12 protein-coding genes are annotated in these 14,684 nt (G+C 70.1%); 3 read left to right on the forward strand and 9 right to left on the reverse strand.

All coding sequences use genetic code 11. The features are described 5' to 3' along the window. Positions 1–35: 35 nt before the first annotated feature. From GGQ87_RS06390 to GGQ87_RS06415, 6 genes are all read right to left on the reverse strand, one after another. Positions 36–368 (reverse strand): DUF2794 domain-containing protein, encoded by a 333-nt coding sequence (locus tag GGQ87_RS06390; RefSeq protein ID WP_168045840.1) that lies wholly within the window; start codon positions 366–368, stop codon positions 36–38. A 342-nt stretch (positions 369–710) separates the two neighbouring features. Next, the gene (locus GGQ87_RS06395) at positions 711–2,036 is read right to left on the reverse strand and encodes a S1C family serine protease (protein ID WP_168045841.1); all 1,326 of its coding nucleotides are present in this window, start codon (positions 2,034–2,036) and stop codon (positions 711–713) included. 27 nt (positions 2,037–2,063) lie between these two features. After that, a complete protein-coding gene (locus GGQ87_RS06400) occupies positions 2,064–3,497 on the reverse strand; it encodes a sensor histidine kinase (protein ID WP_168045842.1) in 1,434 nt (477 codons plus the stop codon). Between the two features lie 7 nt (positions 3,498–3,504). Continuing rightward, positions 3,505–4,305 carry a response regulator transcription factor gene (locus GGQ87_RS06405; RefSeq protein ID WP_168045843.1) on the reverse strand — a complete coding sequence of 267 codons (801 nt, stop codon included), beginning with the start codon at positions 4,303–4,305 and terminating at the stop codon, positions 3,505–3,507. Positions 4,306–4,439: 134 nt separating this feature from the next. Beyond that, positions 4,440–7,757, reverse strand: coding sequence for an amidohydrolase family protein (locus GGQ87_RS06410; protein WP_168045844.1), 3,318 nt, complete (start codon positions 7,755–7,757; stop codon positions 4,440–4,442). A 110-nt stretch (positions 7,758–7,867) separates the two neighbouring features. Further along, on the reverse strand, positions 7,868–9,148 hold the full coding sequence (locus GGQ87_RS06415; protein WP_168045845.1) for a class I SAM-dependent methyltransferase: 1,281 nt from the start codon (positions 9,146–9,148) through the stop codon (positions 7,868–7,870). A 156-nt stretch (positions 9,149–9,304) separates the two neighbouring features. Here GGQ87_RS06415 and GGQ87_RS06420 point away from each other — a divergent pair, with 156 nt between their 5' ends. After that, the gene (locus GGQ87_RS06420; RefSeq protein WP_168045846.1) at positions 9,305–9,664 is read left to right on the forward strand and encodes a hypothetical protein; all 360 of its coding nucleotides are present in this window, start codon (positions 9,305–9,307) and stop codon (positions 9,662–9,664) included. A 1-nt stretch (position 9,665) separates the two neighbouring features. On the opposite strand, the gene GGQ87_RS06425 is transcribed toward GGQ87_RS06420, so the two are convergent. Beyond that, positions 9,666–10,982, reverse strand: a complete 1,317-nt coding sequence (locus GGQ87_RS06425) for an erythromycin esterase family protein (protein ID WP_168045847.1) — start codon at positions 10,980–10,982, stop codon at positions 9,666–9,668. 111 nt (positions 10,983–11,093) lie between these two features. Between GGQ87_RS06425 and GGQ87_RS06430 the strand changes: the two genes are divergently transcribed. Further along, entirely contained in the window at positions 11,094–12,536 is a 1,443-nt protein-coding gene (locus tag GGQ87_RS06430) for an aldehyde dehydrogenase family protein (protein WP_168045848.1), read from the forward strand. A 56-nt stretch (positions 12,537–12,592) separates the two neighbouring features. Beyond that, the gene (locus tag GGQ87_RS06435) at positions 12,593–12,790 is read left to right on the forward strand and encodes a hypothetical protein (protein WP_168045849.1); all 198 of its coding nucleotides are present in this window, start codon (positions 12,593–12,595) and stop codon (positions 12,788–12,790) included. Here GGQ87_RS06435 and GGQ87_RS06440 read toward each other — a convergent pair. Beyond that, positions 12,787–13,734 (reverse strand): methyltransferase, encoded by a 948-nt coding sequence (locus GGQ87_RS06440; RefSeq protein WP_168045850.1) that lies wholly within the window; start codon positions 13,732–13,734, stop codon positions 12,787–12,789. The two genes, GGQ87_RS06435 and GGQ87_RS06440, sit on opposite strands and share 4 nt — an antisense overlap. Further along, positions 13,734–14,648, reverse strand: coding sequence for an iron-containing redox enzyme family protein (locus GGQ87_RS06445; protein WP_342448313.1), 915 nt, complete (start codon positions 14,646–14,648; stop codon positions 13,734–13,736). Before GGQ87_RS06445 ends, GGQ87_RS06440 begins: the two co-directional genes overlap by 1 nt. Positions 14,649–14,684: the final 36 nt, after the last annotated feature.

A 14,684-nucleotide genomic window follows, 5' to 3' on the forward strand; every position in this document is an offset into this window, starting at 1 on the left:
ACACGGAAAAGGCCCGGAGCGATCCGGGCCTTTTTCTATTCCACGACGGTGAAGCGGCGGCTGTCGAAGACGCGCAGGACCTGGGGCAGTTCGCGACCGCGCCGCAGCACCACGCCGCCCTCGCCGATCACCGCCCACTGGCCCTGCTTGAGACGAAGGGAAGGGCGCTTCTCGATCCGGTAGGCGGGGGCGTCGCCCGAGCGGCGGAAGACGGCAAACTCGGCCACGTCGGTGTGGCCGACCATGGCGTAGTCGCGCCACTCGCCCGCCGCCACCATCCGCCCGTAGACCCGCAGGATCAGGTCCAGTTCGCGCCGGTCGAAGAAGACCGGGCCCGATGCGGAATGCAGGTCGGCAGCGTCGCTCATGGGAGAAAGGTAGGCCCCCCGCGTCGAAACGCCAGCCCCTGGCTGTCACGGAATTCCACCGACCGGCGTGCCCCGAACGTCACTTTTTCAGGAAATCGCGCGGAACACGAAATAGCCGCGGTTCCGCCCATCCGCCGCCCCCTTGGGGGGCGACACCTGACCCATCGGCCCGTCGGAGTCCGGAGTGATCCTGGATCCTGAACAGCCCCCCCAGCCCCCTGGGATTTCTCCATCAAGGGCTCCGGCGGGTCGATGCTTCCTCCAAGCGAGACGCCCGCTCCGCCGCCCCTCCCCCTTTAGGCCGAGCGGGCGTTTTGCTGTCCGGGCCCCGGGATCGGCGGTCTAGCCGCCCAGCACCACCGTCACATCCTCTTCGCCTCGGCGCACCGTCAGCCGGTGCTCGCCCGCGCCAAGGGCGGCGGCCAGTCCGGCCAGATCGCTGACCGCGACATCGTCGACGCTCTCGATCACGTCCCCGGCCTGCAGGCCCGCTGCGGCCGCCAGTGAGCCGCCCTCGACCGCGAACAGCTGGACGCCGTCCGCGCTGGTGCGGGCGCTGAGACCGCGCGCCATGACCACCTCGGCGCCGGTGATCACGGACGGATCGCCCGGAGCCTCGACGGTCAGGGTGGCGCGGCCCTCGCGGCCTTCGCGCAGATAGACGACCTCGACCCGGGTTCCGGGTTGGGCGATGCCGATGGTCGCCGCCACCGTGCCGGCGTTGGAGACGGGGCGGTTCTGGATGCGGGTGACCACGTCGCCGCGGCGCAGGCCGGCGGCCTCGGCCGAAGAGCCCGGAGCCACGTTCTCGACTACCGCGCCACGGACGATGCCGAGGCCAAAATCACGCGAGCGCGCCGCATTGAGCGAGCCCAGAATGGCGCCGGTCGAGCCGCGCTTGACCTCGCCGATGGTCCGCAGCTGGTCGACCACATACATCAGGATGCGGCTGGGCACGGCGAAGGCGATGCCGTCGTTGCCGCCGCCGCCGCCCGACAGGATCGAGGTGTTGATGCCGATCAGCCGGCCCCGGCTATCCAGCAGCGGACCGCCCGAGTTGCCCGAGTTCACCGCCGCGTCGGTCTGGATATAGTCCTCGATCCGGTCGCCCATGCCGGAGCGCCCCAGACCCGAGATGACGCCCATGGTCAGGGTCTGGTCGAGGCCGAGCGGATAGCCCACCGCAAAGGCCAGATCGCCGGTGCGCAGCTGGTCGGAATCGACCACCTCGATTTCCGACAAGCCTGTCGCGTCGAACTTCAGCACCGCCAGATCGGTGGCCTTGTCGGTGCCGATCAGGACGGCGTCGAAGATGCGGCCGTCGGTCAGGTCGACGGTGAATTTCCGTCCGCCCTCGACCACGTGATTGTTGGTGACGACGATGCCTTCACGCGCGTCGATGATGGCGCCCGAGCCGCTGGAGATCGGGCGGGGCTCGTTCTCGCCGGAGCTGGGACCTTCCGACTGACCCAGGGTGGTGACCTGCACCACCGCCGGCAGGGCCTGTTCCAGACCGCTGGCGAAGGTGAAGACGCCTCGCCGGGCGTCGTAGGGGATCGGGCCCTGTGGCGTGGACTGGGCGGACGCCGCGGTCGCGGCCAGCAGGGGAACGGCGGCGACCAGCGCCAGAATCGACAGGCCGTGAGCCCGGTTGGTGGAACGCCGCATCGCCAATCCCCTGTTCTTGAGCGGACCCTAGCGCGAGAAACGCGCCGTGACGACAGCCCCCGGACGACCGTCATCAACCGTCATGACCGCCCCGTGCCGTTTCAGGATGGCCCGCACGAAGGCGAGGCCCATCCCGTGACTTTCGCGGCCGTCGGCCGGGGGCGGAGCTCCGGTCTGCCGGTCGGACGCGAAGCCCGGCCCCTGATCCGCCACGGAGAGGATGGGCCGGCCGTCCTCGACACTGGCCCGCAGCGTGACGACCCCGCCCGGCGGCGAGAATTTGATCGCGTTGTCGACCAGGTTGGTGACCGCCCGCTGCAGCAGCGACCGGACGCCGAGTACGGAGACCGGTTCCGCCTCGACGCGGATGGCGACCGCGCTCTCCTCAGCCAGCGGCTGGTAGAGCTCCGCCGCCTGCGCCGCCAGTTCGTCAAGCCGCACGCTCTCGAACGCCCACGCCTCGCCGTCGCGCAGCGCCATCGTCTCGTTCATGGAGCGGGTGATCTCGGCGAGGTCGGACCGCGCCTCGTCGATCAGCTTGCGGGCTTCGGGCGTCGTCGCGGAGGCCCGGAGCCGTTCGAGCCGGACCGAGGCGCGGGCCAAGGGCGTCCGGAAATCATGCGCCAGCTGATCGGCCGAGTCGCGCAGCCAGCTGAGCAGTTCGTCGAGGCGATCGAGGGTGCGGTTCACATGGCCGGTCAGCTCGGTCAGCTCCGGGGCCACGGCGGTTTCGGGCGCGCGCACGGAGAAGTCCCCGACCGCCGCCCGGTCCAGCGCCCGGCTGACCTCGGTCACCGCGCCCGTCAGCCGGCGCCGCGCGACCGCCGCGGCGGCCAGGCCGATAACCAGCAGCAGCAGGCCGGTCGCGATCACCGCCGCGACCGCCCAGCCCCAGGCCCGCCCCGAGCGATCGACCGTCCGGCCCACGGCGATGTCCAGGGCGCCGAATGTGCGGCGGACCACCACGACCTCGACCGACCGGGACGGGCAGAGCACGCCCCGGTCCAGCCGCACGACATAGACGTCCTTGCCCAGCCGCCCCGCGCGTTCACCGCGGATTGCGTCCAGCGCCGCCAGACCCGCGGGCTTGCCGACCGGCGCGCGAATGAACCTGACGCCGGCGCCGCCGCGCCCGGTCCGGCAGGTCTCCTCCAGCGTGCCCGCATCCCGGGCCGGTCCGCTCTGGAAGGCGCTCAGCCAAGCCGACAGCCAGGCGGCGTCGGCCTCGGTCAGCCGTTCGGCGGACAGGCTGGTCTCAGAGCCCAGCTTGGTGACCATGGCGCTGTAGTCATCCAGCGCGGCCAGCGCCGCCTTCTCGCGCTGGTCCATGCGCACCGCCGCGCCGGTGATCAGCAACGAGCCGGACAGGGCCAGCGCCGACAACACGCCCATGGCGGCGGCCAATTGCGTCGATGTCCGCCGCGCCAGCCAGCCGGTCAGGCCCGTGGATCGTCCGGCCATCCCCGGCTCAGCCCGCCAGCGCGGACAGGTCGCGGAAGATCAGGCTCTGGCTGCGCGCGGAAACGATCAGCGGGTGCAGATCTTCGCCGAGTTCGGGCGCCTGCTCCTTGAGACGGCGGCGCAAGGCGCTGATGCGGGCGTCGATCACATTGACGAAATTATCGGGCAGGAATTTCCATTCGACCCAGCAGCGGTCCCACAGCATGGTCTTGGTCACCGGTTGGCCCCGCGCGGCCATCAGCTCGCCGACGATGGCGAACTCCAGCGGCGACAGGTCGATCACCCGGCTGTCGCCCCCTTCGAGGTCCAGCCTCAGCGTCCGCGCCCCCGGCGACAGGCGGAAGGGTCCGTTGACCAGTTCGGCGCCCGCCGGACGCGCCGCGCGCGCCGCCCGCCGCAGCTGGGCCGCGATCCGGGCCAGCAGCTCCTCGTCGCCCACGGGCTTGGCCAGATAGTCGTCGGCGCCGCCCAGCAGCCCCTCGACCTTCTGCCGCTCGCCGCCGAGCGCGGTCAGCATCAGGGCTGGAGCATCCGCGGAGGTCCCGCCACCGGCGCGCAGTCTTTTGAGCATCTCCAGCCCGTCCATGCCGGCGGTCAGCCGATCGAGGATCAGCACGTCGTAGGGCGAGCGCGCCGCAGCTTCCAGGGCGGTTTCGCCCGCCTCGAACCGGTCGACGGCCTCGAAGCCGGCGGCGTTCAGCCGCTCGGCGACATGGTCGGACAGGGCGGGGTCGTCCTCGAGCAGCAGGGCGCGTCGGCCCGCGAAGACGGGCCCGAGCCGGGCGAAGGGGTCGTCCCCGTGTGCCATCGTTTCCCCGTCCACCCTGTTCTCCGCCGCAAGCCGCACGATACGGGGTCGAGGCTGAATGACAACGCTCGACGCCGCTCCTGCTCTAGGCCCGGTGGAGAGCGAAGGGGGCTGACCTTTCCTGACGTCCCTCGTCAGTCGCCGCCGTGGCCGTGGCCCTCGGTGTCCGCCGCACCGGCCGCCACGCCCTCTCCATCGCTCCCCGCGAACCAGAACGGCGCACGCGGTCGCTCGCGCGGCGCCACCTCGTTCATGCCCGAGTCGTAAACCCGGCCGTTGGCGATGGTGTAGGCGATGGAGGTGGTGTTGCGGATGTTCTCCAGCGGGTTCTGGTCCAGCACCACCATATCGGCCAGCTTGCCGACCTCGAGCGAGCCGATGTCGCGGTCCATGCCGAGCGCCTTGGCGCCGTTGAGAGTGCCGGAGCGGATCACGTCCAGCGGCGCCATTCCGCCCTGGGCCAGGCTCCACAGTTCCCAGTGGGCGCCGAGGCCCTCGCGCTGGCCGTGGGCGCCGATCTGGACATTGACGCCATCGGCCGCGAGGCTCGTGGCTTCGCGCGCGATGGAGATGTGGTTCCACTCGTTGTCAGGGGCGGTGACCGGCCGGCGCGCGCGCGAGTCGAGAATGCGGCGCGGGACGTACTGGGTCAGGATCGGGTGGTTCCAGACCTCGCTCTCCTGGTACCAGTAGTTCTCGCCGTAGCTGCCGCCATAGGCCACCACCAGCGTCGGGTTGTAGGCGACGTTCGTCTGGCGCCACAGCTGGTGGACGTCGTCGTAGAGGTGCGCCAGCGGGATCGAATGTTCGATCGTGGTGTGGCCGTCGACGATCATCGTCATGTTGTGCTGGAACAGGGAGCCGCCTTCCGGGACGACCATCATGTTCAGTTCGCGCGCCGCTTCGATGATCTGCTGGCGCTGGTCCCGGCGAGGCTGGTTGTAGCTCTTGACGCTCCAGGCGCCCGCCGCCTGCATCCGCCGCAGGGTCGAGAGGGCGTCGTCGAGGCTGTCGATCTTGGCCGTGGCCGCCGTGGTCGCTCCGTACAGGATGGTGCCGGTCGAGAAGATGCGCGGCGCCACGACCCGGCCGGTGCGGGCCAGTTCGCTGTGAGCGAAGATCTCGCTGGTGTCGTTGGACGGATCGTGGATCGTTGTCACGCCGAAGGCGAGGGCCGCATAGTCGACCCAGCTCTGTTCCGGGATGATCTCGTCCGATCCCATCGAGCCGTGCCAGTGGGCATCGACCAGACCGGGCATGATGGTCTTGCCGCTCATGTCCATCGTCGGGATGCCCGCAGGGAGGGACATGCTCGCCGTCGCGCCGATCGCCTCGATGCGGTTGCCGTTCAGGACGATGGTCCCGTTCTCGATGACCTCTGCGCCGTTCATGGTGATCAGCCGGGCGCCGGTCAGGGCCATTCGGCCCTCGGGCTTGTCCGCCGGGACGCTGAAGCCGAGGTTGATCCCGTGCTCGGGGGCCTTGGGCAGTTCCTCCGGCGCGCCGTCGACGAAGGCGAACGACTGGTTCAGGTCCCGCGTGAACAGCTCGGGGCCGAGCGACCATTGCAGGCGGCGGGAGTCGCCCGACCAGCTCAGCCATTCCCCGGCGTCGCGGGTCACCCGGGCCTGAGGCAGGGACTTGCCATCGGGGCTGATGGCGATGGGCCGGCCTGCGGCCACGAAGGGCGCGACATAGGCGTTGAAGCGCTCGGTCCAGCCGATCCAGCGGCCGTCCGGTGACACCGCGAACTCGGTGGCCCATTCGGACGTCAGATGGGTCCGCTCGTCGTCGCCGTTCAGATCGACAGACATCAGGGTGCGTTTGTCGCCGTCGCGGCCGGTCAGGAACAGGCGGCCGCCGTCGGCGCCGAACTGCGGCTGCTCGCCCTCGTCGGAGATCAGGACCGGCTCGCCGCCGCCGGTCGGGATGCGGTAGACGCCCAGGTCGCGGCTCCACAGCGCTCTGGTCAGGAAGCCGTCCGCCACCGTCCGGTAGACGATGGTGCGGCCATCGGGCGAGAAGGTCGGCTCGATGTAGTGGCCCGGCCGGGTGGTCACCACGCGGCCAGCGCCGCCACTGGCTGAAACCACGCGCACCGAGCCCAGCGCCTGATCGTCCCAGGTGGTGTAGACGACCGAACGGCCGTCGCGCGACCAGCTGGGGTAGAGCTCGAAATGGTCGCTCTGGCGGGTCAGGCGGCGCGCCTCGCCGGTCGGCAGATCGCGGATCCACAGGCTGCCCAGCGCCTCGAACACCACCCTCGAACCGTCCGGCGAGGGGCGGGCCCAGCGGATCATCTTCACATCGAAGGTGTCAGGCGCCACCTCGACCGGGAACCGCACGGCGTCCTGCACCCGGCGGGTGTCGGCGACGTGGAACGGGACGTTCGATACTGTCTTCGACGCCACGTCGATGCGCTGGATGCGGCCGTCGGCCCAGAACACGATCGAGCGGTTGTCGGGCGTCCAGCTGATCGCCGGATAGACGCCGTGGATGGCCCAGGTTTCCTGCAGGTCGCGGTCGAGGCCGGAGAACACCGGCGTCTCGCGCCCGGACTCGATGTCCATCACATAGAGGGTCGACTGGTATCGAACGCGCCGGATGAAGGCGAGCGACTTGCCGTCCGGCGACGGCGTCGGGCGTATCGAACCGCCGGGCCCCGTGACAAACGGCTCGATCTCGCCGGTTTCGCGGTCGAGCCGGCGGATGATGTAGATCTGGTCGTTGACGTCCTTGGAATATTCGAAGGTGTTCCCCGGCGTCGCGTCGTCGCTGAAATACAGATAGCGGCCGTCGGGTGAGAAGGCGGGCTCGCCAGTGTCCTTCTGGGGCGTCCGCCGTTCGGTCATCTGCACGCCGCCGCCGCCAGTGCGGTGGTACATCCACAGCTCGCCGGCCCCCAGGGAACGGGACGAGGTGAAATGTTTGCGGGCGACGATGAACTCGCCATCCGGCGTCCATTCCGGCTGGTTCAGCAGGCGGAAGGTTTCCTTGGAAATCTGCAGCGGGTTGGAGCCGTCGGCGTCCATCACCCAGATGTTGTCGCCGCCCGCGCGGTCCGAGGTGAAGGCGATGTGGCGCCCGTCCGGCGACCATTTCGGCTGCATGTCCCAGGCGACACCGCTGGCGATGGCGCGCGCCTCGCCGCCCGAAGCCGGCATGACGTAGATGTCGCCCAGCATGTCGAAGACGATGGTCTGGCCGTCCGGGCTGACGTCCAGCGACATCCAGGTGCCGCGCGTCACGTCGATGGGAATGTCGTGCGAGGGGCCGGGCGGGTTCTGGACATCCCACTTCGCCTCGTCCGCCTTGTCGCTTTCCGGAGTCGTCGGCGCGGCCTGAACGTTGGCGGCCGGCACGACCGGCGGCGGGGCGGGCTCGGTGACCTGGGCCATCGCAGGGCAGGCGAGCGCCAGCAAGGCGGCCGTGGCCAGAAGTTCGCGCTTCATCTGTCTGATCCCCGATTGTCCGGACGTCTTGCGCCGACCGTCGGCTGCGCGCCCTTCCCGAGCGCGCAGAGAGCCTTGTCGGCGAACGAAAGTCCAGACGCTCGCGGGCTTCAGCCCTCTGCGGCCGGGATGTAGTCGCGGGTCAGAGGCACGGCGCCGACCCGCTTCGACAGCTGGATCTGGAAGACCATGCATCCGCGATGGCGGAACGCCACCTCGCTGAGGCACAGGTAGAACTCCCACATCCGGCAGAAGCGCTCATCGTACAGGTCGGCGATCTGCGCGCGGTTGGCTTCGAATCGCTCGCGCCATGCCTTCAGCGTCTCCGCGTAGTGCAGGCGCAGGATTTCCACGTCGGTGACCCACAGGCCGGCTCGCTCGATCGCCGGCAGAACTTCCGACAGCGCCGGCGTATAGCCGCCGGGGAAGATGTATTTGCCGATCCACGGCTGGTTGCTGACCGAGACGTGGTTCTGGCCGATGGCGTGCAGCACCGCGACGCCGTCGTCCTTCAGCAGCCGGGCCACGGTGTCGAAGAACGCCTGATAGTTGGGCGCCCCGACGTGTTCGAACATGCCGACCGAGACGATCCGGTCGAACGTCTCCTCGACGTCGCGATAGTCCTGCTTGCGGAACTCCACCTGCCCGGCGAGCCCTCTCGAGATCGCCCGTTCCTGCGCGACCGCGAGCTGTTCGTCGGACAGGGTGATGCCCGTGACCCGGGCGCCGGCCTCCTCGGCCAGCGTCAGGCCCAGCCCGCCCCAGCCGCAGCCGATGTCGAGCACGCTCTGGCCCGGCTCCAGCAGCAGCTTGGCGGCGATGTGGCGCTTCTTGGCGATCTGCGCCTCGTCCAGCGTCATGTCCGGCCGGGCGAAATAGGCGCAGGAATACTGCATGTCGGGGTCGAGGAACCGGCGGTACACGTCCAGCGACAGGTCGTAGTGATGGGCCACGTTGCGCCGGGCCGCGACGCGGTCGTTCGCCTGAGCGATCCGCCGCCAGAGGCGCGCCAGCCGGCCTCGCCGGGGCGGCGGCCGAAGGGACAGATTGCGGCCCGCGAGGTCGAGCAGGTCCCAGATCGTCCCCCGCTCCATGATGACGCCGCCATCCATATAGGCCTCGCCCAGCGCCAGACCGGGATAGACGGCCAGCCGCCACGCGGTCCGGTAATCTCGCAGCCGGATCCGCACGCCGTCCGGCGCATCCCCCTGACCCGCATGCAGCACGTCTCCGCCGGGCATGACCACAGTCAGGGAGCCGGTCCGGATCAGGCCGCGAAGCAGCCGGGCGAGCGCCGCCCGGACGACGCCGCCGAGGAGGCCACGGGTCCGTCGGCTCGCCGTGTCCGGCGTTTGAATCCGATCGGCGACGAACGAGGCTTCCGAGCTCATCGCAGCTCCCCCTCAAGGGCGGTCAGCCCTCATTTTCGGACAACCTGAGCCGTGGGCCTGAAGTTCCCGGAGCTGCGCCGGAGGCAAGCTGGGAACAAGGCGAAGCGCCAGAGGGTTCGAGAGGCGGGATCAACCCGTCTTGCGCAGGAGCTCCCGATGTTCCCACACACGCTGATCGCCCTGTCGGCCTTCGCCTTTCCTCCCGCGGCGCTTCAAGTCGCAGCGCCGCCGCCGCCGCCCATTCCGGTCGCCGCTCCGGCGCCGGATCAGAGCTTCCCCGCAGGCGCCGAGGTGCTGGCGGTCGATGGCGAACCGCTGGGCGTGCTGGCTCGGGTCGAGATCACCCCCGGCGGCGAGCGCATCCTTCATATCCGCCGGCCCGACGGCACGACCGCCATAGCTCCGGCGACGGTCGCCTCCCGCGGTGAACGCGCCATTGTGCTCGAATGGACCCGCGCCGAGTTCGAAACGCCGCCCGCCGCGCCCGCCCCGGAGGCGACGCCGCCAACGCTGTAGGTCACAGCCCGGACGGCCAGGTCTCGTCAGCTCCCGCCCGCTGCCCCGTGACCAGCGGCGTCACGGCCGAGGTCTCGTCGAACCACACCCAGGCGTCGAACTGCTCCGGCAGGGAACAGCGGGCGTAGTGGCTCCACCGCTCCGTCTCCGGCCGGTAGATGACGCCGATGAACCGCTCCAGCCGGGGGTCCAGCAGGGCCGTTCTCAAGGGTCCGTGCACCCCATCCCTCAGGTCGAGCAGGAAGCGCTCGACGCCGCTGTCATGGGCCAGCCGCTCGTAGCTGTCCGGGCGCGAGGGATTGACCGGCTTGACCTCCAACGGCGCGTCCCAGTCGGAGGCGCAGGCGACCTCACCGTCGTGGGTTCCGAAGCCGATCAGGGCCGCATCCCGACCGAACCGCTCCCGGCATAGCTGGCCGATGTTCAGCTCGCCGCGCTCCCGGCCCATGTCGGTCTTCGATGCGTCGCCGATGTGGGAGTTGTGAGCCCAGACGACCGCCTTCGCCTCCGGCCCCCGCGCCTCCAGCACGGCGCAGAGGGTCTCGAACATATGCGTGTCGCGCAGGTTCCAGCTCTCCGCCCCGCCGTAATAGACCGCGCGATAATAGGCCTCGGCGTTCTTCACCAGCCGGGCGTTGGCGCTGGCGTCGAGGAAGTCGTCGCCGTCGCCGGCCGCGTAGTCCATCTGCTTCCCAAGCATGTCGGTGAGGGTCTTCACCACCGCCCGCTCGCAGCGGGAATACCCCCGGCTCAGCGCCATCCGCCCGTAACCCTGCGGCTCCTCGACCCACGGCTGGAAACAGCCGTAGCGTTCGCGCGCCACCGCCGCCGCCTCCGGATCCACCTCGTCCAGATAATCGATCACGGACCTCAGCGAGGCCGACAGATTGTAGAGATCCAGCCCGTGGAAGCTCGTCCGCGCCTCCGCCGGCCGACTCTCGTTCCAGCCGCGCAGCCATTCGGTGAAGGCCTCGACCTCGGTGTTCCGCCACATCCAGGTTGGGAAGCGCCGGAAGGGCGGCTCGGCGTGCTTCGGATCCGGACGCTGGCGCACATGGCGGTCAATGCTGGCGGCGTCCGGCCAGTCCGCCTCCACGGCGACGATGCTGAAGCCGTGCCGCTCGATCAGCCGGCGGGTGATGGCGGCGCGGGCGCGGTAGAACTCCGACGTCCCGTGACTGGCCTCGCCCAGCAGGACCACGCGCGCCTCCGCGAACCGGTCGAACAGGTCCCCGAACGCCGGGTCGTCGAGGTCAGGCAGCGGCTCCGCGGCCTCGCGGATCATCGCGGCGATCGCTGCGTCCGATGGCGTCTCCATGGCCCGTCAACCGGGGCCTCGCCGCGGTGTTCCGGCTTCGGGCCAGCCGGCCCCGTGCATTCCCGCGCGCCGCCCGCTATCTGGAACGCAGGATCGCCGCCGAGAACTGAAATGACCGACACCATCGACCTGTCCCACTGGATCAACGGCGAGACGGTCGCGAGCGACCGGCCCTCGGAGAGCCTGAACCCCTCCGACACCCGCGATCTCGTGGCCCGCATCCCCGACGGCGGCGTGGCCGAGGTCGATGCGGCGGTAGCCGCGGCCAAGGCGGCCTTCCCGGCCTGGTCGGAGGCCTCGCCCGAGGTGCGCTCCGACATCCTCGACCGGGCCGGGACCCTCGTCATGGAACGCCGCGAGGCGCTCGGCCGCCTGCTGTCGCGCGAGGAGGGCAAGACCCTGGCCGAAGGGATCGGCGAGACCGTCCGCGCCGGCCGCATCCTGAAATATTTCGCCGGCGAGGCGCTCCGTGTTCACGGTCAGAACCTGGCCTCGGTCCGCCCCGGCGTCGAGATCCAGACCTACCGTCAGGCCGTCGGCGTGTTCGGCCTGATCACCCCGTGGAACTTCCCGATCGCCATCCCGGCGTGGAAGGCGGCGCCGGCGCTGGCCTTCGGCAATACGGTCGTGATGAAGCCCGCCGGTCCCACGCCCGCGACGGCCGAAGCTCTGGTGGCCATCCTGCATGAGGCGGGCCTGCCCAAGGGCGTGCTCAACCTCGTCATCGGCCGCGGCCGGGTCGGTCAGGCGATCGTCGACCATGCTGACGTCGACGGTATCTCCTTCACCGGCTCGCAGGGCGTCGGCGCCGGCGTGGCGGCCGGGGCGGTCAAGCGGCAGGCGCGCGTGCAGCTGGAAATGGGCGGCAAGAACCCGCTGATCGTGCTCGACGACGCCGATCTGGAGCGGGCGGTGATGATCGCCCTGGACGGCTCCTACTACGCCACCGGTCAGCGCTGCACCGCATCGAGCCGGCTGATCGTGCAGGACGGCATCCACGACCGCTTCGTCGCGGCGCTCGCCGAGAAGGTCGCCGCCCTGCGCGTCGGCCCGGCGCTGGACCCGAACACCCAGATCGGCCCGGCCGTCAGCGAGGATCAGCGCGAGACCTCCTACCGCTACATCGACATCGCCCGGGGGGAGGGCGGCCGCGTCGCCGCCGGCGGTGAGCGGCTGACGCTCGACACACCCGGCTGGTACGTCCAGCCGACCCTGATCGCCGACACCGATCCGGCGGGCCGGATCAACAATGAGGAGGTGTTCGGCCCCGTCGCCTCGACCATCCGCGTCAAGGATTACGAAGAGGCGCTGGCCATCGCCAACGGCGTCGAGTTCGGCCTGTCGGCGGGCCTCGTCACCAGCTCGCTGAAGCACGCCCGCGACTTCCAGCGGCGCGCCAGGGCGGGCATGACCATGGTCAACCTGCCCACTGCGGGGGTCGATTATCACGTCCCGTTCGGCGGCACGAAATCGTCCAGCTACGGCGCGCGCGAGCAGGGCTTCGCCGCCGTCGAGTTCTTCACCCAGACCAAGACCTCCTATTCCGCCGGCTGACATTTCGCCGTGAACCGCTCGGCGCCCGCGGCGTTGATCGGGAAAGGGAGACAGCCATGGGCACTACCGATCACGTCCTCCGCCGGGCCGAGGCGGCCCCGGAACGCGGCGGCGGCGACGACCTCAGCGACGTCGAACTGGTCATCAGCCGCGCGCGCGCCGGCGACCTGACCGAGAACGAGGCGTTCGAGGATATCGAGCGGATCGTGCGGCGGCGCGACCCGATCGAGATCTACCAGAAGTCCTGGGGCTAGGGCGCGGTCAGCACTGCCCCGACGGCCGCGATCCGCTCCACCTCGCGATAGGCTTCCTGCCGCAGCGTGCCGCCGAACACGTCCGGATCGATCTCTTCGTAGGTCAGGTGCAGGCCGCCTTCGTCGGCGATGACCTGCAGCGCCTCGCGCACGGCGTCATGACCGGCGACGATCGCGCTGCCGGTGTAGAGCAGGAACCGTCCGCCGGGCGTCAGTCGCCGCACGCCTTCACGAACCCAGTCCAGCGCCAGCGCCGCGCCCAGCTGGTCGCCGCCGTCGCGATAGGTGCGTTTGCCCTTGCCCGCGATGTAGGGCGGGTTGGCGGCGATAACGTCAAAGCCGTCGGGCCGCTCCGGGAGACCGCTGCAATGCACCAGATCCAGCGGCAGTCCCCCATGCAGGCTGTTCAGACGCGTGAGCCTGAGCGCGCGGTGGTTGACGTCGCTTGCCACCACGCACGCCGACGGAGACAGCGCCGCGAGCGTCAGGGCGCCGACTCCCGCCCCGACCCCGATATCCAGCGCGGTCCTGAGGTTCGGCGAGCCGCCGAGCGCCTGACGGATGAACCTCACATAGCGATAGCTGTCGGGTCCGAGGAAGACCGCGTCCTCGTCCCGCGTCGGCGCGGAATGAAGGTGAAGACGCCCGTCCACCGTGCTGACCCGGATCGCGAGCCGCAGGCCCTCCGGCGCATGGCGCACGACCCCCGCCGTCTCGGCCAGTTGCATGAGCCCGGGTTCAAGCAGGTCCCGCGAAAAGGGCCGGGACCAGCCGAAGACATCGCGCAGCGCGTCGGCCTCCGAGGCCGCCCGCCGCAGGCCAACCGTCGCGTGCGTCGCCGGGGTCGGCGTGACGAAGGCGTAGCCCGCCTGTTCCAGATGCCGAAGGAGGTCCAGCAGGGCCTGATCCGAGACGGTCAGGCCGTCCGTGGCTATGGCGTCCATCAGGCGGACTGCAGAACCTGCTCAGGCCCCCACAGATGGGCGCGATAGGCGGCGAAGCAGCGCTCGCCCGCCCGCAGACGCATCACCGCGCCTTCCGCCAGGCTGCGGATCGCCTCCGGCCGTTCGGCGGCGAGGGGGCGCAGCACCTCCTCGTTCCACGTCCGGGAATGCTCGACGTCGAGCGTGGCGTGCAGCGCGAAATATTTCCGCTCGGCGCCCACGCCCAGCCGCTTCAGACCCGCGGCCACATGCCCGGCCCGCCACGGCGCCGTCAGCTCGACCGCCCCCAGCGCGCCCAGCGCGTGATAGGCGTATCGTCGGGTGGTCGAGAAGGCGACCAAGGTGTTGCCCAGCGCCAGCGACGGCCAGACCGTCTCGTCAATGGTCGGGTTCAGGTCCAGCACCTTGGCCAGCTTGTCCAGCATCGGCCCGTGCATGCCGCCCTCGTTGCCGCGGCCCATCTCGTCCCAATAGTTGCGGGCCAGTTCGAGCTTGGGCCGGGTCGGCATCTTGACCTGGGCATAGGCGACCAGGTCCTCGAACCCGGCCTCGCCCGCGACTTCCTGCAGCAGGAACCAGCGCATCTCCTCCAGCGTCGCCTGTTCGGCCAGCCAGGGGAACAGCGGGTCGCTCTCGCCCGGCCCAGCGCCCTGCAGCGCCTCGAACCAGGCGATGAAGCCTTCGACGTCCTCCGGCAGGTCACGCAGATACGGCGCCGCGTCGGCGCGCATCCGCTCGACGAAGGCGCCTTCCAGCAAGACCATCTCGGCATCCTCGCGCGCGTCAGCCATCCAGCCGGCATAGGGGATGCCGGGCGCAAGGCGACGATTGTTCCACCGCGACAGCTTGCGGTGGAACGCTGCGGGGTCGGCCACATCGTGGACGGACAGACTGTTCAAGGTTTCGATGCTCACGACAAAGCTCCCTGCGAGGGATGGCGGGCAAGGAAT

The organism is Brevundimonas alba (genome assembly GCF_011927945.1).
Classification (GTDB): Bacteria; Pseudomonadota; Alphaproteobacteria; order Caulobacterales; family Caulobacteraceae; genus Brevundimonas; species Brevundimonas alba.